General features: G+C 51.1%; 18 protein-coding genes. 14 read left to right on the forward strand and 4 right to left on the reverse strand.

Going from position 1 to position 25,684, the window contains the following annotated elements; genetic code table 11:
• Positions 1-55: 55 nt before the first annotated feature.
• The 5 genes from KOI40_RS04940 to katG all read left to right on the forward strand — a co-directional run bounded on the left by KOI40_RS04940 (position 56) and on the right by katG (position 7,471).
• Positions 56-1,540, forward strand: a complete 1,485-nt coding sequence (locus KOI40_RS04940; RefSeq protein WP_216096346.1) for a monovalent cation/H+ antiporter subunit D family protein — start codon at positions 56-58, stop codon at positions 1,538-1,540.
• The gene (locus KOI40_RS04945) at positions 1,540-3,003 is read left to right on the forward strand and encodes a proton-conducting transporter transmembrane domain-containing protein (protein ID WP_216096347.1); all 1,464 of its coding nucleotides are present in this window, start codon (positions 1,540-1,542) and stop codon (positions 3,001-3,003) included. The genes KOI40_RS04940 and KOI40_RS04945 overlap by 1 nt, the downstream gene beginning before the upstream one ends.
• Positions 3,003-3,326, forward strand: coding sequence for a hypothetical protein (locus KOI40_RS04950; RefSeq protein ID WP_216096348.1), 324 nt, complete (start codon positions 3,003-3,005; stop codon positions 3,324-3,326). The genes KOI40_RS04945 and KOI40_RS04950 overlap by 1 nt, the downstream gene beginning before the upstream one ends.
• The gene (locus tag KOI40_RS04955; protein WP_216096349.1) at positions 3,313-5,022 is read left to right on the forward strand and encodes a Na(+)/H(+) antiporter subunit D; all 1,710 of its coding nucleotides are present in this window, start codon (positions 3,313-3,315) and stop codon (positions 5,020-5,022) included. Before KOI40_RS04950 ends, KOI40_RS04955 begins: the two co-directional genes overlap by 14 nt.
• A 256-nt stretch (positions 5,023-5,278) precedes the next feature.
• Positions 5,279-7,471 carry a catalase/peroxidase HPI gene (gene katG / locus KOI40_RS04960; protein WP_216096350.1) on the forward strand — a complete coding sequence of 731 codons (2,193 nt, stop codon included), beginning with the start codon at positions 5,279-5,281 and terminating at the stop codon, positions 7,469-7,471.
• Positions 7,472-7,605: 134 nt separating this feature from the next.
• Here katG and KOI40_RS04965 read toward each other — a convergent pair whose 3' ends face one another.
• Entirely contained in the window at positions 7,606-8,148 is a 543-nt protein-coding gene (locus KOI40_RS04965; protein WP_216096351.1) for an NADPH-dependent FMN reductase, read from the reverse strand.
• Positions 8,149-8,333: 185 nt separating this feature from the next.
• Between KOI40_RS04965 and KOI40_RS04970 the strand changes: the two genes are divergently transcribed.
• A complete protein-coding gene (locus tag KOI40_RS04970) occupies positions 8,334-9,443 on the forward strand; it encodes a PQQ-dependent sugar dehydrogenase (protein ID WP_216096352.1) in 1,110 nt (369 codons plus the stop codon).
• An 86-nt stretch (positions 9,444-9,529) separates the two neighbouring features.
• Here KOI40_RS04970 and KOI40_RS04975 read toward each other — a convergent pair whose 3' ends face one another.
• Positions 9,530-11,884, reverse strand: a complete 2,355-nt coding sequence (locus KOI40_RS04975; protein WP_216096353.1) for a TonB-dependent receptor — start codon at positions 11,882-11,884, stop codon at positions 9,530-9,532.
• 238 nt (positions 11,885-12,122) lie between these two features.
• On the opposite strand from KOI40_RS04975, the gene KOI40_RS04980 reads away from it, so the two are divergent.
• From KOI40_RS04980 to KOI40_RS04990, 3 genes are all read left to right on the forward strand, one after another.
• Positions 12,123-12,839 (forward strand): Crp/Fnr family transcriptional regulator, encoded by a 717-nt coding sequence (locus KOI40_RS04980; RefSeq protein ID WP_216096354.1) that lies wholly within the window; start codon positions 12,123-12,125, stop codon positions 12,837-12,839.
• Positions 12,840-13,052: 213 nt separating this feature from the next.
• On the forward strand, positions 13,053-14,096 hold the full coding sequence (locus tag KOI40_RS04985) for a YncE family protein (protein ID WP_216096355.1): 1,044 nt from the start codon (positions 13,053-13,055) through the stop codon (positions 14,094-14,096).
• Positions 14,097-14,102: 6 nt separating this feature from the next.
• A complete protein-coding gene (locus KOI40_RS04990; RefSeq protein ID WP_216096356.1) occupies positions 14,103-14,519 on the forward strand; it encodes a QcrA and Rieske domain-containing protein in 417 nt (138 codons plus the stop codon).
• Positions 14,520-14,571: 52 nt separating this feature from the next.
• On the opposite strand, the gene KOI40_RS04995 is transcribed toward KOI40_RS04990, so the two are convergent.
• Together KOI40_RS04995 and KOI40_RS05000 are read right to left on the reverse strand one after the other, a co-directional pair.
• On the reverse strand, positions 14,572-15,417 hold the full coding sequence (locus KOI40_RS04995) for a sensor domain-containing diguanylate cyclase (RefSeq protein WP_216096357.1): 846 nt from the start codon (positions 15,415-15,417) through the stop codon (positions 14,572-14,574).
• A 570-nt stretch (positions 15,418-15,987) separates the two neighbouring features.
• Complete coding sequence (locus KOI40_RS05000) at positions 15,988-18,117, reverse strand: TonB-dependent siderophore receptor (protein ID WP_216096358.1); 2,130 nt, start codon at positions 18,115-18,117, stop codon at positions 15,988-15,990.
• Positions 18,118-18,532: 415 nt separating this feature from the next.
• On the opposite strand from KOI40_RS05000, the gene KOI40_RS05005 reads away from it, so the two are divergent.
• The 5 genes from KOI40_RS05005 (at position 18,533) to KOI40_RS05025 (ending at position 25,572) form a co-directional block, all read left to right on the forward strand.
• Entirely contained in the window at positions 18,533-19,435 is a 903-nt protein-coding gene (locus KOI40_RS05005; protein WP_216096359.1) for an MBL fold metallo-hydrolase, read from the forward strand.
• Positions 19,436-19,549: 114 nt separating this feature from the next.
• Complete coding sequence (locus tag KOI40_RS05010; protein ID WP_216096360.1) at positions 19,550-20,827, forward strand: OprD family outer membrane porin; 1,278 nt, start codon at positions 19,550-19,552, stop codon at positions 20,825-20,827.
• 72 nt (positions 20,828-20,899) lie between these two features.
• Positions 20,900-21,691 carry an IclR family transcriptional regulator domain-containing protein gene (locus KOI40_RS05015; protein ID WP_216096361.1) on the forward strand — a complete coding sequence of 264 codons (792 nt, stop codon included), beginning with the start codon at positions 20,900-20,902 and terminating at the stop codon, positions 21,689-21,691.
• 181 nt (positions 21,692-21,872) lie between these two features.
• Positions 21,873-23,723 (forward strand): ATP-dependent zinc metalloprotease FtsH, encoded by a 1,851-nt coding sequence (gene ftsH, locus KOI40_RS05020; RefSeq protein WP_216096362.1) that lies wholly within the window; start codon positions 21,873-21,875, stop codon positions 23,721-23,723.
• 526 nt (positions 23,724-24,249) lie between these two features.
• Positions 24,250-25,572, forward strand: coding sequence for an OmpH family outer membrane protein (locus KOI40_RS05025; RefSeq protein ID WP_216096363.1), 1,323 nt, complete (start codon positions 24,250-24,252; stop codon positions 25,570-25,572).
• The last annotated feature ends 112 nt before the right edge of the window (positions 25,573-25,684 follow it).

The raw sequence follows: 25,684 nt of genomic DNA on the forward strand, positions 1-25,684 counted from the left end.
TCAACAACTTTAATAACTTCAATACTTCCGGGAAATAAAAACAGAGAGACGGACTTTGCTAATACACCTTCCCATTCTTCAGGTCATTATTCCTTTACTGGGGGCCCCTTTATGCCTGATGGTAAAGGGCAGTCGTTTTGTCTGGGGGTTTACTCTGCTGGTCAGTTTGCTGGCCAGTATGATCAGTGTGGCATTGTTGTGGCAGGTAGAGGCCAATGGCACCCTGAGTTATGCCCTCGGTGGCTGGCAGGCGCCCATCGGTATTGAATACCGAATTGATATCTTGAGCGCGTATTTGTTGTTGATCGTGAGTTGTATGAGCACGATAGTGTTGCTGGGTGGCTATCGCAGCATTGAGAAAGAAATACCGGTGAGTAATCAATCCTACTTCTATGTTGCCTACCTGCTTTGCCTTGCCGGATTGCTGGGTATTGTCGCAGCCGGAGATGCTTTCAACGTCTTTGTGTTTCTCGAGATTTCTTCGCTGGCGTCCTACATTCTGATTGGTCTGGGAAAAGATCGACGGGCATTGTGGGCGTCATTCCAGTATTTGATTGTCGGCACCATTGGTGCGACGTTTATCCTGATTGGTGTCGGCTACTTGTACATCATGACCGGCACCTTGAATATGGTCGATCTGGCGCAGCGTATCCCATCGGTTTCTGAATCGACCACCGTTCTGGTGGCCTTTGCGTTTTTGATTGTGGGGGTATGTCTCAAGCTGGCCATGTTCCCCCTGCATGTATGGCTGCCCAATGCCTACGCCTTTGCGCCTTCCATTGTCACAGCTTTTCTGGCAGCGTCGGCCACCAAGGTCGCGGTCTATTTGTTATTCCGTTTCAGTTTCGGTGTGTTCGGCATTGAACTGACCGAATCCATTCTGCCGTTGCATGAGGTCTTTATCGGTCTGGGGTTGGCCGGTGTTTTTGCCGCCTCTCTGGTGGCGGTTTTCCAGCAAAATATCAAGCGGCTGTTTGCCTATTCCAGTGTGGCGCAAATTGGTTACATGATTGTCGGCTACGGATTGGACAGCGTCGCAGGCAGCATGGCAAGCCTGTTACATCTGTTTAATCACGCATTAATGAAAGCGTCGTTGTTTATGGCTCTGGCAGCGGTGGTTTATCGTTTGGGCAGTGTACAGCTCAAAGATCTGGCAGGATTGGCCAGTGTCATGCCCTGGACTGCCGCTGCCATTGTCATTGGCGGCCTGAGTCTGGTGGGTGTGCCTCTGACGGTAGGGTTTGTCAGTAAGTGGTATCTGGTCCTTGCCGCACTGGAACAGGATTTGTGGTGGGTGGCGTTGCTGCTGGTGGTTGGTTCGTTGCTGGCCATTGTGTACGTGTGGCGCATTGTGGAACAAATGTACTTTGCACCTTCAACATCGGGCGATCAGTCTGATGGAACTCGAGAGGCACCTATAGGATTGCTGACCGCTTTGTGGATTCTGGTTATCGCCAATATCTATTTTGGAATAGACACACGGTTGCCCGTGGGCGTTGCTGAGCTGGCTGCGGAACATATATTTGGGGGGCGGCTGTAATGGAACTCTCGACTCTGCTCCATGCGACCATGTTCCTGCCGCTGGTGGCGGTGGTCGGTATTCTTTTGTGTCGCCATCAGCCCAACATTCGTGACGGTATTTCATTGTTGGCCGGTGTCTTGGTGTTTGCCTGTGTGCTGGCTATTCATCGTCAGTTTATGTCTGGCGGAGACGTTGACATAACCTGGGTGGAAATACTTCCGGGTTTGAGTTTGAGCTTTTCTCTCGAGTCATTGGGCTTATTGTTTGCATTGATTGCAGGTTTCCTGTGGCCGGTGACGACGCTCTATGCCATCGGTTATATGCGTGGGCATCACGAAAAGAATCAAACACGATTTTATGTCTTCTTTGCCATTGCCATCGCCACGGTGTTTGCCATCGCGTTTTCGGCAAATCTTTTCACCCTGTTTGTCTTTTACGAAGTACTGACCCTCTGTACTTATCCTCTGGTCACCCATGCCGGAACCGACAAGGCGAAGCAGGGCGGACGGGTCTATCTCGGAATCTTGCTCAGCACATCGATTCTGATGTTCCTGCTGGCCATGATCACCACCTGGGCCATTGCCGGGACGTTGACCTTCACTTCCGGCGGAATCTTCCCGGAAGGCACGCCGGCGTGGTTGCTGTCGATACTGTTGGCGCTGTATGTATTCGGTATCGGCAAGGCGGCCATTATGCCGTTTCATCGATGGTTGCCCGCGGCGATGGTGGCACCGACTCCGGTCAGTGCCTTGCTGCATGCGGTGGCAGTGGTCAAGGCCGGTGTATTTACCTTGTTGAAAGTGTGTGTCTTTGTGTTCGGGCTGGAAGTGTTGCCCAGCCTGCCCGCCACACAATGGCTGATCTATCTGGCGGGCTTGACCATCGTGTTGGCATCGCTGGTCGCCATGCGAAAAGATAATCTGAAAGCCCGTCTGGCCTATTCCACGATAGGTCAGTTGGCGTACATCACCCTTGGCGCTCTGGTGGCAACTGAGCTCGCTATTGTCGGCAGTGCAATGCATATCGCCATGCATGCCTTTGGCAAGATCACTCTGTTCTTCTGCGCAGGCGCGATTATGGTGGCTTGTCATAAAACCGAAGTCAGTCAAATGGCGGGGCTGGGAAAGGCTATGCCGGTAACGATGACGGCTTTTCTGGTTGCCAGTGTCAGCATTATTGGTTTGCCTCCTGGCGGTGGCACCTGGAGTAAATGGTATTTGATCTGGGGCAGCCTGGAAGCCGGTCAGCAACTGATGGTGGTTGCCTTGCTGGTGAGCTCTCTTTTGAATATTGCCTATTTGTTACCGATTCCTCTGCAAGCTTTTTGGGGCAGTAGTGACACTAATGTGGAGAGCAGTTCGCAATTAAAAGAGGCACCGATGCCATCGTTGATTGCGTTGGTGGTAACAGCCTTTATGACTCTGGTGCTGTTTGTGTACCCGAACGGTGTTTATGATCTGGCGAACAGGATTAACGGTTGATGATGAATTCAGATTCCCCCGGTTTTTTTGATAAGCCTGCCAACGTCAAGCGGGTGCTGCGCGTGTTTTATGCATGCTGTGCCCTCTTGCTCATTATGGATGTGGTCATACATCGACATGTTGTTCATCCCTGGGAAACACTGATTGGCTTTTACCCCCTGTACGGGTTTTTGGGCTGTGTGGTGTTGGTGCTTCTCGCCAAGGTTATGCGCAAGGTATTAATGCGTGATGAAGACTTTTACGATCACCAGCCACGGGTAGTGGATTTGGTAACAGATAAAAAAGACGGTGCAGAATCGGAGGCTTCTGATGTGGATCGCTGAGCTGCCCTCATTTATTTACTTTTATCTGGGAGCGTTATTGCTGCCACTGCTGCGTGGCTGGGGTCGCAATCTTGTATTGTTGGCAATTCCGTTGGTAAGTGGCTTCTTTTTATGGCAATTGCCCGAGGGTGAGCATTGGCAAGTGACTCTGCTGGGATTTGAGCTGACGCCTTTTTACACCGACAGACTCAGCGTCCTGTTCGGCTATGTTTTTCATATAGCCGCATTTATTGCCATCGTGTATGCATTGCATGTGCGTGATCTGCTTCAGCAGGTTGCCAGCCTCATGTACGCCGGTAGCGCGCTTGGGGCTGTGTTCAGTGGCGATCTCATCAGTTTGTTTGTGTTCTGGGAGATGCTGGCTGTTACCTCGGTGTTTCTGGTCTTTGCCCGTCGAACGGAGAGAGCCTACCGGTCCGGAATGCGTTATCTGATGATTCAGGTCATGTCCGGGCTGCTGTTGTTAGTGGGAGTCATTCTGTATGTACAGGCCAGTGGCAGCTTGCGTTTTGATTTTATCGGTCTGGAGCATGTCGGAACGGCGGGGCTTGCCAGCTGGTTGATTTTTATCGCTATTGGAATCAAGTGTGCCTTCCCTTTTCTGCACACCTGGCTCACGGACGCTTATCCCGAATCGACCCCAACCGGTACGATCTTTCTGAGCGCCTTTACCACCAAAGTGGCCGTTTATGCTTTGGCGAGAGGTTACCCCGGCACCGAGCTGCTGATCTATATTGGCGCGGTCATGACGTGCTTTCCGATCTTTTACGCCGTTATTGAAAATGACTTGCGCAGGGTGCTGGCATACAGCCTGATCAACCAGGTGGGCTTTATGGTGGTCGGGATCGGCATAGGTACGGCCCTGGCGGTTAACGGTGCGGTGGCACACGCCTTTAACGATGTGATTTTTAAAGGCCTGTTGTTTATGTCTATGGGTGCTGTGCTGCATATGACCGGCAAGATCAATGGATCGGAATTGGGAGGGCTTTACAAGTCCATGCCGAAAACCACGATCCTTTGTATTGTGGGGGCTGCATCCATTTCGGCGTTTCCTCTGTTCAGCGGGTTTGTCAGTAAATCCATGGTCATGACTGCTGCCCTGAACAATGGTTATAACGTCATCTGGTTGATGTTGTTATTTGCTTCTGCGGGTGTGTTCCATCACGCGGGTATCAAGATCCCGTATTTCGCCTTTTTTGCCCATGATTCGGGTATTCGTACAAGCGAGCCGCCAACCAATATGTTGATTGCCATGACTATCGCTGCCGTGCTCTGTGTGGCAATCGGTGTCTACCCCGAGATGGTTTACTCCTTGCTGCCTCATGATGTCGATTACACGCCCTATGACACTACTCACGTGCTGGCGCAGCTGCAATTGCTGTTCTTTTCAGCGTTGGCGTTTGTATGGCTTAATCAACGGGGTTTGTACCCTCCAGAATTGCCGTCGGTAAATCTGGATGTGGAGTGGTTTTATCGTCGCCTGCTGCCGCGCCTGTTCGAATTCATCATGGGCCTTTTCTGGTCGTTGAACGAAGTGTTGCGTCAAACGATCAAGAGGTTTCTGTCGGCACTGGGCAATCACATCCATACCCATTCCGGGCCACAGGGAATTCTGGCCAAGACCTGGCCTACTGGACGCGTGGTGTTTTGGGTGGCGATGATTCTCGCGGCGTTTTTGATCTTAAGTCTCTATTGAATTATTTCTAAATAGCAGATCGCAATATGGACGTGCTGTTAGCCATGTTCAGTCTTCCATAGTTTCATGGCATTCCGTCAATAAAAGTATTTAATGATGCGAGCCAGCATGTTTTGACCTATATAACTACAACAGTCGATTGCAAGAAAATCGACTTCTCCATACGTTTACCATCAATGCCTCACTGGATGGTGTGTTGCATAACAGTGCCAATAACCTCTATTCCAGGCTGGATCGATTTAGGGAGAAAAGAATAATGATCAGAAAAACTCTGCCATTGGTCGCTGCAATCGCTATTGCCATGGCGCCCGTGGCTCACTCAGAAAATATGTTCAGCGGTAAAGCCAAGCCCAACAGTTTTTGGTGGCCTAACCAATTGGATTTAGGACCACTGCGTGATAACGATGAACGCTCCAGCCCCTACAGCGACGACTTCGACTATGCAGCAGCCTTTGCGACAGTTGATCTGAAAGAGCTGAAAGCGGATATCGAGAAAGTACTGACCACGTCACAGGATTGGTGGCCCGCCGACTGGGGTCATTATGGCGGGTTGATGATTCGAATGGCGTGGCACAGTGCAGGTACCTACCGTATCCACGATGGTCGCGGTGGAGCCGAGGGGGCTCAGCAGCGATTTGAACCGTTGGGTAGTTGGCCTGACAATGTCAGTCTCGATAAGGCTCGTCGATTATTGTGGCCTGTGAAGCAGAAATACGGACGCAATGTGTCCTGGGCCGATCTGATTATTTTGGCCGGTAATGTCTCTCTGGAATCCATGGGGTTCGAGACGTTGGGGTTTGCCGGCGGACGTGTAGATGACTGGGAAGCCGATCTGGTGTACTGGGGCCCGGAAACCAAAATGATGGGCAATGACAAACGCTTTGACAAAGATGGCAACCTCGAAAAACCCATAGCCGCACTGCATATGGGGCTTATTTATGTGAATCCTGAAGGCCGCAACGGCAATCTGGATCCTGTAATGGCAGCCGAAGATATTCGTAAATCCTTTTCTCGCATGGCAATGAATGATGAAGAAACGGTTGCTTTAATTGCCGGTGGTCACACCCTCGGTAAGGTACACGGCGGCAGTAAACCGGATTGCGTCGGACCGGAACCGGCTGCAGCTCCTACAGAACAGCAGGGACTCGGCTGGAAAAACAAATGCGGCAAAGGTCACTCGGAAGATACCATGACCAGTGGTTTGGAAGGGGCATGGACACAGACGCCGACCGCCTGGTCCATTCTCTATCTCGATAATCTGTTTCGTTTCGACTGGAAAAAGCACGAATCACCTGGCGGTGGCACGGTGTGGATTCCTACCGATGAATCGATGATGCAAAGTGTTCCCGACGCTCATGTTAAAGGCAAGCGCAATCCGCCCATTATGCTGACAACGGATCTGTCTCTGAAAGAAGATCCGGGGTTTCGGAAAATCGCCGAGCGATTCTGGAAAAACCCCAAAGAGTTCGACAAGGCTTTTGCCAAAGCCTGGTTCAAACTGACCCATCGCGACCTGGGGCCGCGTGCCCGTTATGTGGGAAGCGAAGTGCCTGAAGAAGTGTTCATCTGGCAGGATCCGGTTCCGGAAGGTAAAACCATCAGTGACCGTGAGGCTGGGAAACTCAAGTCCAGCATTCTCAAGTCGGGTTTAACGGTTCCCGAACTGGTACGCACTGCCTGGGCATCGGCGTCGACCTATCGCTATTCTGACATGCGCGGTGGCGCAAACGGCGCCCGCATCCGTCTTGCGCCACAAAAAGACTGGCCGGCCAACAATCCACAGGAACTGGCCAAGGTGCTGAAAAAACTGGATGAGATACGCCAGGATTCAGGCAGCAAGATTTCGATGGCTGATATGATTGTCCTGGGTGGCGCTGCTGCCATTGAAAAAGCCGCCAAAGACGCCGGTCATAAAGTCACGGTACCGTTTGTATCAGGACGTGGCGATGCGACTGCGGAAATGACCGATGCCGAAGCCTTCGACGTACTGGAGCCGAAAGCCGATGCTTTCCGTAACTACTACGCTGAAGGTGCCTATTATCCGCCCAAGGAAATGATGGTCGAGAAGGCTGACCTGCTGGCGTTAACCGCACCGGAAATGACCGCGCTGGTTGGTGGAATGCGTGTTCTGGGAGCCAATGCCGACGGCAGTAATCATGGTGTACTAACCGACAACCCCGGACAGCTGAGCAATGACTTCTTTGTCAATTTGCTCGATATGTCTACCGAGTGGAAGCCAGGTGCTGCCAAAGGTTTGTACGAAGGCCATGATCGCTCTTCTGGCAAACTGAAATGGACTGCGACATCTGTAGATCTGGTGTTTGGTTCCAATTCCGAATTGCGAGCGCTGTCTGAAGCCTATGCGGCTGAGGGCGGAGAAAAGATATTTATAGACGACTTTGTCAAAGCCTGGACTCAGGTCATGACTCAGGATCGATTTGATCTCTGATTCTCTGATCACCAGCCAGGTTACAGCCCTGTGTGATGAGCACCGGGCTGTTTTTTTGTTCTTGATGACTCTGTATAGTGACCTTGGTGTGTTTGATCGCTGTTGGCTTAACTGGTTTATAGAGCAGATCAGGTCTACTGGCCTTGTATTGTTTCTCTTAAGCGTTTGGTGAGCGCGGTTAACTGATGGATCAGTGTTTCATTTACCAGCATGCCTCGGTCAACATCAAAGTTTTCATTAAAACTGGGGACTGAGAGTGTGCCAATGACCGTGCCTGAGAAATAGGGTATTGCGTTTTCTGCCATCGTTAAAACTCTACCGCCACCCCCCTGACCTGGCGAGGTGGACAGCAATAACATGGGTTTGTTTTGATAGATGTTGCGATCCAGACGAGAACACCAATCCAGTATGTTTTTATAGGCTACGGTATAGTTGCCGTTGTGTTCAGCGAAACTGATCAACAGGGCATCGGCCTGTGCAATGGCATGAACAAACTGCTTGGCCAAATCCGGAATGCCGGATTCATGCTCCCGATCAATGGAGTAAATGGGCATTTCATAATCGTTGAGATCCAAATGCTCAATGTCGAAATCGGAGAACAGGCTTTCGGTGTAATTCAGTAATTTTCGGTTAATGGAGTGACGGCTGTTGCTCGCCGCAAAGGATAAAATTTTCATTGAGTCAACCCCTGTTCAATATCCGGAATTAAGACGGTAGTATGTTTGAATACAGTAAGTGTAGTCGTATGCTTCTGAGTTTGTCACAGCAGTCTGTATGTATGCTCTGGTGTCGTTCTTAGGTTTCTTGGTGCACCCGAATTCAAATCGGAGCATTCCTGCTACAGATTGACGGAGTTCGTTTTATGAAAGCAATACTGATTTTAGTGTGGGCCTGTTGGTCGTTGCAAGGACTGGCGGCTGACGCTAATTCTAATAGTGGTCATCCACACTATCGATTTGAAACGGTTGTCGAAGACATCGGTGTCCCGTGGGGGATGGTGTGGCTGGACAATGGCGATATGCTGGTCAGCAGTCGCAACGGCAAAATGCATCGGATTGATTCCGAAGGTAAGAAAACACTCATCAAGGGCGTACCCAAAGTACATGTTAACGGGCAGGGCGGCCTGCTGGATCTTGAACGACATCCCCAATACGACCTGAATGGATGGCTGTATCTCTCTTATTCCAGCCGGGACGGTGAAGGGAAGGGCAGCCATACGGCGATTATGCGAGCCAGGCTGGACGGCGATCGTCTGACTGACCAGCAGGTGATCTATAAAGCCGGGCCCAATACCACCAGTGGCCGCCATTACGGCAGTCGTATTGAATTTGATCGCGAAGGTTATCTGTACTTCTCCATCGGTGATCGCGGAGACCGGGATAATCTTCCGCAGGATCTGAGTCGCGATGGCGGTAAAATTTATCGTCTGACCGATTTGGGGCGTGTACCCAGTGATAATCCTTTTGTCGGCCAGGACGGTGCAAACCCTGCCATATATTCATTGGGCCATCGCAACCCTCAGGGCATGGCCATGCATCCTCTCAGTGGCGATATCTGGATTCACGAACACGGTCCGCGGGGCGGGGACGAAGTGAATCTGATCAAGGCCGGCGCCAACTATGGCTGGCCCATACTCAGCTACGGTATCAACTACAGTGGCAGTGAATTCGCTGAAGCGGAAACCCGCGAGGGTTACGAGTCGCCGGTACACTACTGGGATCCCTCCATCGCTCCGTCGGGCATGACGTTTGTCACCAGCCCTCGCTATCCGGAATGGCGCGGTGATTTGCTGGTTGGTTCGTTGAAGTTTCGTTACCTAGTGTTCTGCGAAGTGGCTGGCGACAGCATCATGTCCACTCGTATCATGTTTGAAGACATAGGTCGTGTGCGTACTTTGCGAGAGGGTCCGGATGGTTATCTCTATGTGGCGACAGAAGATAACGGTATTATCAGAATCGTTCCAAAAGACTAAAAGGTTTTCTATGCGTGCTGAGCCAGCATCCGTTGATTTCCTAAGGGATGTTTAAGAGGAAGGCGAAGGCCGCCTTCCTCCGAAGGTTAAAAGTTGTATCGTGCCTGAATTTCAAATGAACGCGGCGGATCGATTTGCATGTGGTAGGTTTCGGCAAAGCCAAGGCTGCCAAACGGCACGTCATTGCCCCAGGCCAGGACCTTTTCGTCGGTCAGGTTCTTGCCCAGCAAAGCCAGCATCCAGTGGCCGTCACTGGAATGCAAGGCCACGCGCGCATCCATTTTCCAATAGCTGCCAACACGCAGATTTTCATCCAGATCATTGGCTACCTCGTAATCGTCCATGAAGTTAGCTGTGGCATTGACTTGCAAATCCCAGAATTCTGTCAGGCTGCGGGTGTATTCTGCACTGAAACTGGCAGACCACTCAGGAGCAAACTGCAACGGGGCTCCGGATAAATCCTGACGACATGGACCATTTTCTGACCAGCTGGCTTCTTGTTCAGCGTTGCAGGCTGCGTTGGGAAAGCTGGTGTACTCTGCATCCAGATACGAAAACGCGGCGTTTACTGTAATGCTATCCGTCCAGGCAAATTCCAGATCCCCTTCAGCACCCTGTACCCGTGATTCCGACGCGTTGCCAACAACAAAACTGCTGTTGCCGTCGAAGGTGCTGACCTGCATGTTGTCATACTCGCTGTAAAATGCGGCGAGGTTCAGACGCAGGCGACGGTCGAGCAGATCGGCTTTCAAGCCGATTTCGAGGGATTCCACGGTCTCATCATCGAACTCTTCATTCTCGACACTGGCCAGACGGTTGCTTTCATCATAGCCGCCTCCCTTGTAACCATTGGACAGGTTGAGATAAGCCATCATGGATGAGTCGAAATCATACTGGAGGGCGATACTGCCGCTGGTGTGCTGTTCGGTACGGCGGTTATCAAAGTTGGGCGTGTTTTCGTCAAAGGTGAAGCATTTGATAAAACCCAGTGCATCCGAATAGACCTGACAGAGGAATGCGTCCGGTTCGGTGGGGTTTTGAAATTCACCCATAAATGTGGTGTTGGTCATGACTTTTTCATCGTAGGATTGTCGAATACCCACAATGGTGCGGAACTGTTCGCTGACATTCCAGGTGAATTCCGCAAACGCTGACCAGCTTTCCCCTTCCTGGGTGAAGGTATGGTTACTGGAACCATCCAGAGGTGGGATTGGCAAGCCCGCCGCGCCCAGGTTGCTTAAAGATATATCCACTTCCTCGTGGTGTTCGAGGTCAGTGTCTTGAAAAAAGAGACCGAACTTGTACTCCAGTGTCTGACCGGTTGGTGATAACAGAACGAACTCCTGGCTCAACTGTTTGTGTTCTTCACGGCGTGTCTGAGCGGTAATCTCCAGAGGACTGTAGTCGGCGTCTTTAAACAGTTCAAAGGAATAGTCTGTGTAGGCGGTGACCGAACGCAGCGTGTGGTCATCCAGTTGATAATCGATCGTGAGCTGGTAAATGTTGGAATCCGTCTCGTCGTACTCCCCTTGCCGGCTGCCAGGGCCCTGCAGGTTTGCCATGCTCCGCTCAAAGTTGAAGTCGGGATCAAAGTCCGGGTAAGCGGTGCGGTACAAACTGATCGCTGTGTCAGATGCCTTGCCTATCATTTGAGGGCGTCCCACCACATCAAACTCGCCTTTTTCAACCTTTAGCGTTAGAGACAGATCCGGGGTGGCGTGCCAAAGGAGTGAGCCGCGTGCGGCCCAGGTATCCATTTGCGGTCCATCTTCACCAATGTATGTGTTTTCGACGTAACCGTTATCTTCATAAGATTTTGCCACCAGACGACCAAATACCGTTTCGGACAATGGCCCGGTGATCATGCCAGTCAACTCACGCCCTTCCAGTTCGGTGTTGTAGTTGGCCTGTACATAACTTTCAAAGTTTTCTTTGGGGGTTGCCGTCGTGATGTTGATCGCACCGGCAATGGTGTTTTTTCCGAATAATGTTGATTGGGGGCCTTTCAGTACCTCGACCCGTTCAACATCCAGAAAGGCAAAGCGTGCGTTACGGCCGCGGCCGTAGTATACGTTGTCGATGAATGTCCCTACGGACTGTTCAAAACCAAAGTTGACCCCAGAGCCAATGCCGCGAATGAACACCTGATCGCCATCGGTTGCTTCGGTAATGTGCACCGCCGGCATATGGCTGGACATGTCGTCCAGTCCGACGATACCGCTCTGGCTCAGTTGCTCGCTGTTCATTACCGACATGGCAATGGGGATATCCTGCAGCCCTTGTTCCCGTTTGGTAGCGGTTACGATGACCTCTTCCAGTGTCTGGGCCTGAAGCTGGGGGGATAGAATTGTGGCGGCAAGGCAAAGTGATAATACCAGTGGCGATTGGGCGAAGGGTAAGTTTGAGGGTAAGGCTTTTGGGATGGTGTGTTGCTTTATCATTATTATGACCTCAATGGATATATGGCTAATCGCTGGATATAATTCCGGCCGATGATTTAACCGGTATGCGTTCTGAAACTGTAAACTCCGTCCTGAGAGGCATTGGGAGGGGCCAGTCCCAGCAGCGTTAGGCTAGCTTTCATCCACGAAGGGAAAAACAACATTTGTTGCTTATTGAACATTCTGTCGGGGGGGTGAAGAACTTTATTGCTCAACCGTGCTCTGCTGGAGAGAGATTATGCATAACCTGGGTGTTTATAATGACTGGATTTCGATGTTGCCTGTCGATGTGCAAGAAGAGGTCCGACGTCGTGGTCGTCGTATTGTTTTCCCTGCAGGCAAGACCGTTTACCGGCTTGGAGAGCAAGCCGAATCCACGTATCAAATCATCAGCGGTGAAATCAATATCAATATTTACGGCAAGGGTGATACCGAAATTCTGATGACGGCCCTTTATCCAAACGATTGCTTTGGCCTGATGTCCATGCTCGACGGTCTCCAACGCAGCAATACCGCGGTTGCGGTGACAGACTGCGAGCTATTTTGTCTCAGCGCTCCGGATTTCAAGGAGTTGTTTGAGCAGTATGGCGAGATCGCTCGCAGGATGTGCGCGCTGCTGAGTCGACGAACACGCTTTCTTATGTCAATGGTGAATGAAGTCACCATGTTGTCCCTGCGACAGCGAATCGGACGCTTGTTGTACCGCCTTGTCCCCATGCGAGGTACACGGGTGGATGATTCGGTGGAACTGCATGATGTCACTCACGAGCTGATTGCCAGTGTATTGGGATCCAGTCGTCAAAGTATTGGTCGGGAGATTCGTGCGTTAGAAAAAAATGGCTGGATCACTCTCCATTACCGAAAAATTACCATTCATAATGTGCAGGAATTCAAAGAAACGTTTTACACGTTGTTGTCCGAGGATGGGCAAGACGCCGACCATTTATTGATCTAAATGAACCTCGCCCAGCTTAAAATCACGTAATGGAAATAATTGTTGCAGTCATTACCGTGACTTCTTTGTAGATTGGCCGTTCTGAGATGCGTAGTGACGCATTAAATTAACAGACGGCAGGATCTAATAATGAAAAAACTCCATCGTTTTCACTCCTCTTACAGGCTGCAAGGTCTACTTAAGTGGTCGGCACCTGTGGCAATGAGCCTGGTTATGGCCTCTGCAGCTGTGCAGGCCGCTTCCCCTAAAAATTATTTACTGGTCGAAAGTGCGGACTCCCACGATGTACAGGTGGTGGATACCCAACTGCGTAAGGTTGTTAAAAACCTTCCCATTCAGGGGAATACCGATGACGTGATGGGCTCTCCGGATGGCAGCAAGTTTTATGTTTCGGTGCAGGGGATGTCCAACAGCCCGTTCGGGCATCAAGCCAATGAGTCGGGGATGGTCGTTGCTTACGACACAGACTCAAAAGAACAGCTGTGGTCACTGTCTATTGATGGCTCGCCACATCATCTGGCGGGTTCGCCCGATGGCAAGCGGCTCTACGTGCCTATGTATAACCGTAACTGGATTCTGGAGCTGGACGCGGAAAATGGCACCATCCTTTCCTGGTGGCCGTCCATTCTGGGGAATCATACCCTGGAGACATCACGGGATGGCAAGCGTCTGTTTGCCGGTAATATCATGACCGGGGCGGTGTATGTTTACGATACCAGTAACGGCAGTTTGCTGATGGCAATCGACAGCAAAGGGCAAGAGGGTATCCGTCCAATTGTCATTGATGACGACCGCAATTTGTTCTACATGCAGCTGTCAAAATTACACGGTTTTGAAGTCCGTAAGATTGATTCTGGCGAGTATGTGAAAACCATTAAGCTGCCTCCGCTGAAGAGTAAGCCCGGCAGCGGTGGTGCGCGCAACCCAGATGATCTGCAGGTGAACAAACTGCCGACGTCATTTCCATACACCTACAATCACGGTTTGGCCATGACGGCCGATGGCAAAACTCTGTTGGCTGTTGCCACCGTAGCCAATTATGTTGCCGTCTATTCGTTGCCCGACTACAAGCTCAAGGGAACCATCCCCGTAGGTGAAAACCCTAACTGGGTGGTGTGTGACGAAGAGGGACGTTTTGCCTATGTGTCCAATCCTGGTGATAACACGGTCTCTGTGATTGATTTGCACAAGCTGGAAGAAGTTGAACAGATTCCAGTGGGCACCGTACCGCGACGCATTGCGTTCAGTACTGAGTGATTGGCGATGCGCAGACGCGATCTGATCTTGGCAATGGGCGCACTGCCGCTCATTGCCAGTGATACACACAGTCAAACATCACGGCAATTTCGTGTGTCGATTGAAGGGCTATCTCCTGGTGGTGTCAAACGGGTTGTCGCACCCGGCCGGAAAATAGTTCACATCGTGCGTCGACCTCATGAGACCCAGAATGCAGCTGTCTGGGATACCAATGCAGAGTGGCTGGTGGTTTTGGCTTCCTGTACTCATCAGGGATGTGAGCCTCGCCCCGGTGTTCTGGCCGACGGCGGTTGGCGTTGCCTTTGCCACGGTTCGGAGTTTGACCTCGCGGGCCATGTGATTAAAGGACCGGCGACAGAGGATTTGATGAGATTGCCTTATTCTCTAAAGGAACAATGGATGACCATTCATTTTCATGATTGAACGCTCTGCCTTATGAGGTGGCGCACTATCACGAGAGTGTGGAGTGGTTCCATTAAATAAAACAAACCTGATTGCGTCCGCTATCTTTGCTTTGATACAAGGCAATATCTACACGTTTTAACAGGGTGTGGCGCTCATCGCCGGCTTTAAATAGCGCAGCACCAATGCTGGCGGTAAGTTGACGTTCGGGAATGATCGTGGAAGTTTCTATCGTGCGTCTTATGTGTTCAGCGGCCTCTAACAGAGTGTTCTGATCTTCTATGTCAGGAAAAATTACCGCAAATTCTTCACCGCCTATACGATAGGCATTGTTGCGAATTTGTGTGTTTTTCTTCAGCAGTTCACCGATGGAAATCAGTGCGCGGTCGCCGACACTATGGCCAAACTGATCGTTGATTGCTTTGAAGAAGTCAATGTCCAAAAAAATCAGGCCGTGCTGAGATTCGCTGTTGGATTTTAACAAATGAGCGAGATTGCTTTCAAAGCTGCGGCGATTATGCAGGTTGGTTAAGGGGTCTGTTCGGGATAAGCGTTTCAGTTCTTTCTCGGCGGTGATGTCGATCACGATACCGGTAAAACCTTGAATGGCACCATCGTATTCAATGGGAGTGTAAACTGCACGATAATAATGTGGGTTGCCATCTCGTTTGGTAAAGAACGATTCGTATTCGATGGTTTCTCCCTCAAGTGCTTTCTTGTAGCGTGGAAGATTAGACAAAAACCCTTCTTGGCCAATAACCTGTTCAATCGTTTTTCCAAGAGCTTCCTGTAAGGAAACTCCATGAACCTTGGAGAAAAAAGGGTTTACGTAGGTGTAGCGAAGGTCGCAATCCACAGAGAAACAAAGAATTGGAGCGGAGTCGGTCAGCTGTTTATAGGTTTGAATTCGATTCTGCATGTATCACCATTGGTTCTTTGTCGGCGGTTTTTATTCTCCAGTGTGGAGTTTTCGCCTTTGTTATTCTTGAACGGTATCACAGTTCCGATTTTATTGGCAGTAGATGTTTCTAGTTACAATCTCGATTGGCCGAATGTTGAGGGGCGGTTAAATCAATGAAAGCGGGGTGAGATTGTTGGTTGTTATGGTGTCAAGTGCATTGACTGTTTTTTTGTGTTTTTCGTTTTGCACATATCTACTTGCTGTTCGGCTTGTCACAAAAGATTAAATGCGGTGTCGTCGATTTGCAATGCCTGAGCCAAAGAATTGATATAAACCGTTGTAGTTCATCACTAAGTTTAGAATGCATGCCGCGGTTGATCAAATGGGCTCGCTTAATTACGAGAGAGGTCTTCTTTCTGGCAAATCAGAGGCTGCAGGAAGATGTGAGAGGTTGTTGGGTCGGACTGAAAGTTTTGATGCGGGCAAGCTGTAACGGAGGGTGATGTAATGAAAATTCATATCACCGAGACGTATCTGTTAGCGAGAAAGGCCGGTTGGTGTAATTGCACCGGCCTTTCTCTCCATCCTCTAAAAACGCAGATTGACGGAGGCGGTGGCAGTCGTGGGCGCACCGTAATAACCTTGACCCCAATACAAACTGGTTAAGTACTTCTCATTGGTGATGTTTTTCACGTTCAGGCTTACGTTGACCTGCTCCGTCAAGTCGTAACTGGCAAACAAATCAATCAAGGCATAACTGTCCTGTTGCACTTCAAAGCCGCTGTCGACCCGGGATGTGTCATCCTGCCACTTGAGGCTGGCGCCCACTTTCAGATCTGGCAGGCTTTGCAGGCGGTAGCTGGATGACAGGCGCAGGGTTTGGCTTGGTGTAAACAGTAAAACATTTTTGTCTTGTTGGTCATTCGCATCCATATCCAAATTGGTATAGCCGAGGCTCATTTCCAGACCTTCTGTCACCTGACCGGCCAGCTCAATCTCAAAGCCTTCACTGGAAATTCCGTCCGAAGCGATGTAATAGCTGGTGCCGGTTACTGGGCTGTTATCGGGGCCGGAAATCGCCAGGTTGGTTTGCTCGATATCAAAAGCCGCCAGGGTGAATAACAGCTTTCCATCAGCCAGTTGGGCTTTAATGCCGGCTTCATGGCTGCGGCCTTCCAGAGGATCCAGGCGGCTACCGTTAATATCTTCAGCAGTTTGTTGAGTGAAGATGTCGGTATAGCTGGAATAGAAAGAGACCGTGTCGGTGATGGAGTAGACAATGCCAGCGTATGGGGTAGTTACGCCAGAATATTTGGATTCCTTGGAGACGGAGTACGAACTTCCGGTGGTTTTCCAATCGCTGACACGAGCGCCTAGCAGGATTTTCAAATCGTCAGTGAGGTTCAGACGAGTAGCCGCGTAGATGGATTCTTGCTCATCCTTATAATCCGCGCCGCCACGCACTGAGCGACGAAGGTTCAGATCAACACCGCCACCGTTCCAGGTTCTGAAATCTTCAGGCAACGGTGGGAATGAGTCGTCGTAGTACGAGAAATTATCGACAGTGCTTTCGGACCAGCTGTACCCCAGTACCAGCTCGTGTTCGCGACCTGCCAGTTGGAAGGTACCGCTGGCATACAGGTCGAACAGATCCATGCCATTATCTTCCGTATAATCACTTCCGTAGGCCCGTCCTCCCAGGCCTGTAATCTTGTCGGGTGTGCCGAAGTAATACAGCATCTCGCTGTCTTCTTCGTGGTCAATATAGGTATAGGTTCCTTTTACTTCCCAGCCACTGTCAAACGTGTGTGCTATTTCTGCAAAGGCCTGTACTTCCGTGGAGTTCCAAAATGCCCAGTCCGGAGCGGTGCTGGTCGAGCGTTTGAAATCTGTTTGTGTCCCGTCGGTGTACAGCAGTGGAGCCGCTCCCCATAAAGGACTGTCTGCTTTATTTTCCTGCCAGGTGTAGCCTGCAGTAAACAAAGTGGAATCAGTCAAAGCGATATCGATAACGCCGTAAGCGACTTTCTTGTCGTGACCATAACGATCCAGATAGGAACCGTTGTCTTCAGTGGCAACTACCAGACGTCCACGGACCCGATCGCTGAGACGGCCCGAAACATCACCTTCCAAACGGTATTCATCGTAGGAGCCGGCACTGGCGCCCACTTGGCCGATGAACTCATCGGTAGGACGTTTGCGCACCATATTGATGGTTGCAGAAGGGTTTCCGGCACCGGCCATGAGCCCGTTGGGGCCGCGAACGACTTCCACGCGGTCGTAGACGTAGGTATCGATATCGCCGCTGATGTTGCCATCGGGGACTTGCAAGCCCATGCCGTCGTACTGAAAGTTGGTAATGTCAAAACCGCGGGCGGTGTAATAGATGCGATCTGTTTCCACCTCTTCGGCGTTGATACCGGTGGTGTTCATCAGCACATCATTCAGGCTGTTCAGATTAAAATCCTGGATCTGAGCCGCAGTGACTACCGAGACAGACTGAGGGGTTTCAAACGCAGACAGCCCAAACTTTGTGGCTGTGCTCATGGATTCCACAATATAGCTGCCTTGCAGGTCATGGCCGGTGACTTCGACCACTTCCAATGAACCTTGTCTGGAGGTTGAAGCCGTTTCGGCAGCATGACCGCCGGTGCTGATCAGGGCAATTGCCGCAGCCAGCAAGTGGCGGCGGTTGAATGAATTTGGCGATATTTTCATCAGTGATACTCCCAGGCAAAATCGGCAGCCCTCAATGTGCTGCTCGTCATTGGGAGGGTATGATATAGGAATGGGAATTATTATCAATATCGTTCACGAATTTGTGCCTGGTGGATCTTTTTGATGTCACTTATTGGTGTCTCAATGTTTATGGCTGGCGTCTAAACCTACCTGTTTTGAGTTTTGTTTAACCATTCGAGAGTGGCTGTGCCATCTGGTGGCACAGGTTGCCAGAACTGATTTCACTTCGTTTTTAACCTGTTTAGGCTTTTTCCATCGAGTGAGTGATTACTCCGATAGAAAACAGCAGTGAGTTTTCCTGTGAGTGGGTGTCTGTGTTGCAGCGGGCGCCATCGACTCAAGTAACTCAATCTGCATCAGAACAATAATGACGAGAGAGATAATGATGAACCCCATGAAACTTTTTTCACGTTTGGCCTGTGTCGGCTTGTTCGGTATGGCGGCTGCCAGTGTACAGGCTGAGACTCAGGTCGTTATGCTCGGTACAGGAACGCCAGTACCGGATGCCGATCATTCCGGCCCCGCTACTGCGGTAGTCTATAACGGTCAGGCCTATGTTTTCGATATTGGCCCCGGGGCCGTCCGCAGCGCCATCATTGCCGCGCAAAAGAAAGGCGTGGAGGCGTTATACCCGACAAAGATCAAACATCTTTTTCTGACTCACTTGCACAGTGACCATATCCTGGATTACCCGGAGCTGGCCTCTACCTACTGGTGGCGTCGCAGCGACAAGATCAGTGTCTGGGGACCAACGGGCCTGAACGAGATGACTCAGGGTTATTACGCCATGGTGAAGCGCGATACTGACCTGCGGGTGAACAGTCGCAGTCCGATCAAGGATCCTACCGGCTATCAGTACCTGACCCACGAGTACGCTCAGGGTGGCTGGACCGTCAAGGACGGAGATGTGACCATCGAGGCGTTTGACATCGAGCACGGCAAGATTACCCCCGCCTTCGGCTATCGTATAACGACCCCGGATAAAACCATTGTGATCTCCGGTGATACCTCGTACAGCGAGAAACTGGTAGAGATGGCTAAGGGCGCCGACATCCTGGTGCATGAAGTAATTTGCGATGAAGGTCTGGCTGGCTTGTCAGAGGGCTGGCAGGCATATCACTCCGCGGCGCACACCAGATCCAGTGTGCTGGGACGTATTGCCAACGAAACCAAACCCGGTCTGCTGGTTCTGACTCACGTATTGCACTATGGCGCGCCTCGCGAAAAGACCCTCGAAGAAGTCAAGGCGGTGTTCAACGGCAACGTCGTTCTGGCCGAAGATCTGGATATCTATTGATTCCTGCCTCGCCGCCTGTAGTTGAGTAGTGCATAGGTAGTTGAGCAGTACGCAGGTGGTTGAGCAGAGAACAGACTTCCACGATAACAATAAAGATGTATAAAGGTTGCCCAGATGAAATACCGTCATGAGTTATGCCTGGCTGTTGCGCTGTTATCAGTCTTGAGCTGCAAGGCGCAGGCCGACTCTTTTCACGAGGCCCTGATTGGTGGCAAGATCAGTGGTGAAGTTCGCAACACCTACGTCGGTGGCTCGCAGTCAGATGCAAGAAACGGAGCTGCAGCCCTTAATAATTCCAATGTGCTGGGTTCGGCCTTGTCGTTAACCTACGAAACCGGTGCCTATCAAGGCTTGAAGGCTGTAGTAGGTCTGCAGAGTGGCCACGATTGGGGAATGCAGGATGACGAGCAGGCTACCATCGCCGGTGGTGAGGACGACAGTCGCGTCTCGATCAGTTCGACCGATCTTCTGGTTGCCTACCTGGAGTATGCGGTTGATAAATCTCTGACCGATACCCGCGTGCGCATTGGCCGACAGAAAATCGTGACGCCATTGCTGATGAGCAGCGGTGAGTTTCCTATGCAGGATTCTTTCGACGCGGTTGTTATTGAAAATCATGATCTTCCCGGCACCCAGCTGCGGATGATGGCAGTGAATCGCTGGAACAAGCGTTACGGCGAAGACTCCAATGACACATTCGTTGAGGATGACCTGCAGTACCATAATCCTGTCTACTCTCTCTACCTGACCAACAACAGTATTTCCGGCCTTACCGTCGAAGCTCAATGGTTGTCGAACAGGAATGATGATCCAGTCGGTGACCCACCCGCAGCGGTGCGAACTGCCGACAAGTACGATAGCGGCTTTCTCGGGTTGACTTACAAGATTCCCGATTCCAGCTGGATCCTTGGAGCCAAGGCGTTAACGGCAAATTACGATAAGTTACCGGATACCGGTTATTGGGGCGTTAAGGCTCAAACCACGGTCAAAGGGGTGTTATTGCACCTGGGATACACATCGATGGATGATGATGGCAATTTCCCTGGCTCAATAGGGCATGTCCCCATGTTTCGCAGTTACAAAACCGGTTTTATCGATGAAATCTTTGCCGGCTTGGAAACCACCTCGCTGCGTGTCGGTTACGGATTTGGCCTTCCGGGAGCAAACTTTAATCTCATCTATTCCGGTTGGCGGCAAAGTGACAAAGGCATTGCCGTCAGCGGTCGGAATCTGGATGGTGGGTACGAGGCCGGCGTTGATCTTCAGTACCAATTCCAGCGTATTAAAGGTCTGAAAGGTCGTCTGCGCACTTCATATATGGATTTTGACCGTCCAGACGTGGACAAGGATGATTTCCTCTACACCCGTGTACTCCTGAACTATTCGTTCTAAAATGAAGGCGAGAGCAGGGGCTGGTTTCTGCCCCTGTATCTGAAACTAACCTTCAGGCGGAGTGGCCCGGCTGTGTCCGAATCCCCAACCAATCGTTCATTAGTGCGTGGCATTCAGCTGCTCAAACTGATCGATCGCCTGAACGGAGCCACGCTCAGTCAATTGGCCCGTGAAGCCGCACTTCCCAAATCCACCGTGCGCCGCTTGTTGCTGACGTTGCAGGAGCAACGACTGATTCGCAAAAGTCTGGCGGACGGTCTCTTTCGCACCAATATCTTTCTGCCACTGGAAACCGATAATGAATTGTCACCACTCAGCTGGCGGCTGTGTGAGGCCGCCATGCCGGTGATGGTGGAGCTGGTGGAAAAAGTCCGCTGGCCCTCTGATCTGTTTGTGCGTGAAGGTTGCAGTATGCGCATCGTCGAAAGCAATCGCGCCAATACACCCATTTCGCTCTACCGTGGTTATATCAACGTTAATGTCAAAATGCTTTACTCTGCCGCCGGGCGTACCTATCTGGCTTACTGCCCCGAAGCCGAGCGGCAGCAATTAATCGAAGAGACAAGGCATGATCGACCGCGAAATATGACCGACGCAGGCCTTGAACGGCTGCTCGAGCGTATCCGTCAGGCCGGCTACAGTACCCGTCATCCCGGATACACTGGTGAGACTCGACCCGATGATGGCCTGAACGCAATAGCCGTTCCGGTGATGCATGAGCAGCGAGTGCTAGGCTGTATCAATTTGATGTGCGTACGCGATTACATGACGGAAGAACAATTTGCAGAAAAGCATCTCTCCAGCCTTCAGGCTGCAGCGAAACAGATTGCACAACGCTATTCTCAGCCTGCCCACCAGTCCTGATGGGCTGCCGTGCTAAACACTGCGGAACGCATAGGTTTGGGCCCTTAGGGTTTGAAGCCGGCACTGCCTGCGACATGGCATCTCATAGTGAATAGGCTATATTGAGGTCGCGCCCGTCATTTATTCGTACTATCGCCCCTCATGATGTGTGGGGCTTGTCAGCCGTCAGAAAGGAACGTGCATGCCGACACCTCCCAAGCCCAACGATGAACCCACACCCAAGAAGGACGTTCAACAATTGCATCGCGATCCCTGGTTTATCTGGCTGCTGCCCATTGTGTTTTTGTTCTATTACAGCCTCAGCCACTTGGATCGCAGTGAGGTTAAAGTCATCCCCTACAGTGAGTTTATTCAGGCTCTGGGACAGGATCAGATCAAGAGCGTGGATATTCGAGGCTTGACCTTGAAGGGGAGTTATCAAGGTGGCGGTCAATCATCCCGATTCAGTACCCAATTGCCAGATTTTATTGGTGACGACTTTCTTAAACACCTTGAGAAACGCGCTGTCGAAATTCGTGTTCAGCCCAACCAGAATCCAGTCTGGGTGCAGTTGTTGGCGGGCTTTATTCCCTGGCTGATCATTATTGCGCTGTTTGTGCTTTTTTCCCGTTCGTTGCAATCGCGTATGGGCGGGGGAGTCCTGAACTTTTCCAAATCAAAAGCCCGGCGTTTCGAAAAAACCGAAGGTGGTCCAACCTATGACGATGTGGCCGGGCTTGAAGGGGCCAAGCGTGACCTGAGTGATATTATCGATTACATGAAGGATCCCCAGCGGTTCCAGGCTTTGGGGGCGCAAATTCCAAAAGGTGTATTGATGATGGGGGCGCCCGGTACCGGTAAAACTCTGCTGGCAAAGGCCACCGCAGCAGAGGCCGGAGTCCCTTTTTTTTCCATCACCGGTTCAGAATTTATCGAACTGTATGTGGGGGTGGGGGCCTCTCGGGTTCGTGACATGTTTCAGACGGCTCGCAAAGACGCACCCGCGCTGATTTTTATTGATGAAATTGACTCAGTCGGACGGGCACGGGGTACGGGGCTGGGGGGTGGTAACGACGAAAGAGAGCAAACCCTCAATCAGATCCTGGCAGAGATGGACGGCTTTGAGCCTGAAGATGTGGTGGTCGTTCTGGCGGCCACCAACCGACCGGACGTGCTTGACCCGGCACTGCTAAGACCGGGGCGTTTCGATCGCAAAGTGGTGCTGGATCTGCCCGACAAAGCAGCAAGAGTCAGTATCTTTAAGGTTCATACCCGCAAGACCCCGCTGGCCGAAGAGGTCGATCTGCAGGAGCTGGCCGCCATGAGTGTCGGCTTTTCCGGTGCAGACATTCACAATCTGGTTAACGAGGCCAGTTTGCGGGCAGCAAGAGATCGGCGCGCCGAAGTCACCCGCGAAGACTTTCAGATCGCCAGGGATAAAGTCCTTATGGGCGAAGAGCGTCCAAACCTGCTAAATCCGAATGAGCGCAGTCGCATAGCCTGTCACGAAGCCGGGCATGGATTGGTGACCTACTATTCCGAATATACCGATCCCCTGCAAAAGATCAGTATTGTTCCCAGAGGACGTGCGTTGGGCGTAACCGAACAGCGACCCAGCGAAGACCGCCACAACCTCGACGAGAGCTACCTGCGTGATCGGTTGCGTATCTTTATGGGTGGCCGCTGTGCCGAAAAATTGCTTTACAACACCGCCAGCTCAGGAGCCGCCGATGATTTGAAACAGGCCACCAAACTGGCGCGCCAAATGGTTGTTAACTGGGGAATGAGTTCTGCTATTGGGCCTCTGGGGTTTAGTGAAGGCGAAAACCACCCGTTTTTAGGACGTGAACTCACCGAGCCCAAGCCTTACAGCGAGGCTCTTGCCGAAAAGGTGGATGCAGAAGTACAGCGGCTGCTGATTAAAGCCGAACAGGAAGCCAGCAGTCTGTTGCAGCAGCACCGTTCACAGCTGGATACACTGATTGCCGCATTGCTGGAGCACGAGTCTTTGGAAAAAGATGCCATAGAACACTGTTTGAAATCGAATCGCTGATCGCGGGCGACAAAACAGTCAGCATTGCCATTAACGGGTTTCAATCATTTTTTTGCACAGCGGGCAGGCAACTTTATTGATAATGCACAAGTACATTCTTTGCCAGCTTGCAAAGCCTAACAGCAATGCAATCAGACGGAAATGATTGCGGAGGAGTTTGTAAATCCACAGCGCGCGCTGTTTTTGTTGAGCGCTTGTAACTCAGGATATTGATTCATACTTCAAGCTATCATCTTGCCCTCCCGAAATTTCTTTCCAACAGTGTGTTTCAGTCGGCATATACAGTGCATTAAGCGTTATATGTTGTTTTGAAAATTAATTTCAGTTTTGTTAAATCGTATTTTTACGAGTCTTTAAAACAGAATTTTAATTACCACATGCAAGCGTATTCTGCTGATTTCTTCATGGTGATCCAAACACTCAAGTCGTACGTACACTGGAAAATGAGCGGTTTTTCGACCATAGTTGCGTATGAGCTCAGATATACGCCTTCATTCACAGTCTATCCGCTCAGGGAGAGTAGCCCATGATACTAACAACGAATGGATGGGTTCGCCGTCTATTACTGACTTGTCTGCTGTTTACTTCAATACCTGCTTATGCTGCCACTGAGGCAGAGCTCCAAAAGCGCATTCAACAACTGCAAGCTGAATTGCAGGCCGCCAACACCGAACTGAAAGCCGTTCAGGCGCAAAATAAAACACTCACGGAATCCAATGCAAAGCTCAGCAAGGCTGATGCTCCCATTCAGATAGGTAATCTGAAAATAGGGGGCGCCATACGTGCCAATTACACGGTGGGTGACTATCCCGCCTCCGGCGGCGGTGGCGCCAGCCGTGCCTGGGAGGAGGATGGCAACTTCAATCTGGATACCTTCCGTGTCAATCTGGATTACAGCAATGGGCCTTACTCCGCCAAGCTCGAGTACCGGTGGTACAACGGCTATAACTTCCTGCACACCGGGTGGGTGGGTTATACCTTTGAGGATGACAGCCAGCTGCAGGTGGGGGTGAACCGTGTACCGTTTGGTCCCGGTGCTTACGGTGTGTCTCAAAGCTGGTTGTTTGATCAGCACTACTATCTTGGCCTCTCAGACGATATGGATCTGGGGGTCAAATACACCATGACATCGGGTAACTGGACCTGGGATATGGCCTACTACTTCAGTGATGAAGGACAGTACACCGGTGCCACTCGTGACAGCGCCCGTTATTCCTACGACATAGTCAATGAGTCTGGTGACGGCTACGAAGAGCGCAACCAGTTTAACCTGCGTGGCATCTACTCGCTGGCGGCCTCTGAGGGTGGCATGTCCACCGATCTGGGGTTCTCAGTGCAGGTGGGTGAGCTGGAAAGCGAAGGACCCCAGTCCGACGGCGATCACTACGCGGCTTCCGTGCACATGATCAATCAATGGGGCAATCTGAAACTGGCTTCTCAGGTGACCCGCTATGAGTACGACGTCGATGATGACCAGCCGTTGGGAACCGACACACTGGTGCAGTACGGCGCTTATGACTTTCCCAGTACTGCTGCGGCCGAAGGCTGGGTCCCTGCGATATCTCTTAGCTATACCTACGCCACCGACAATATTGACTGGCTGGATTACGTCGTGCCTTACATGGAGTACAGCTCTATCGTGAAGGATGAGAGCGACTTCAATGACAGTGAAATGTTTATTATCGGTTTGGCACTGGCGCGCAACGGCTGGTACATCTACAACGATCTCGCCTTTTCCAACGGTAACGAATTTGTCGGCGGTGATTCCGCTTTCGGTGACCGTCTGGGGGCGAACGCCGATGACGAGTGGATCACTCGCTACAACATCAATTTCGGTTATTACTTCTGATTTTGAATTCTTCTGCTGCCGGGCTTTTCCGAGCCCGGTGGTGGCATGGATTTCTGCATCTGTTAGGCTGGAATACTCAGTTAAACAACAGTCTGCAATATGACCTGACAAG

This window comes from Pseudomaricurvus albidus, from assembly GCF_018863235.1.
GTDB classification, from domain to species: domain Bacteria; phylum Pseudomonadota; class Gammaproteobacteria; order Pseudomonadales; family Cellvibrionaceae; genus Pseudomaricurvus; species Pseudomaricurvus albidus.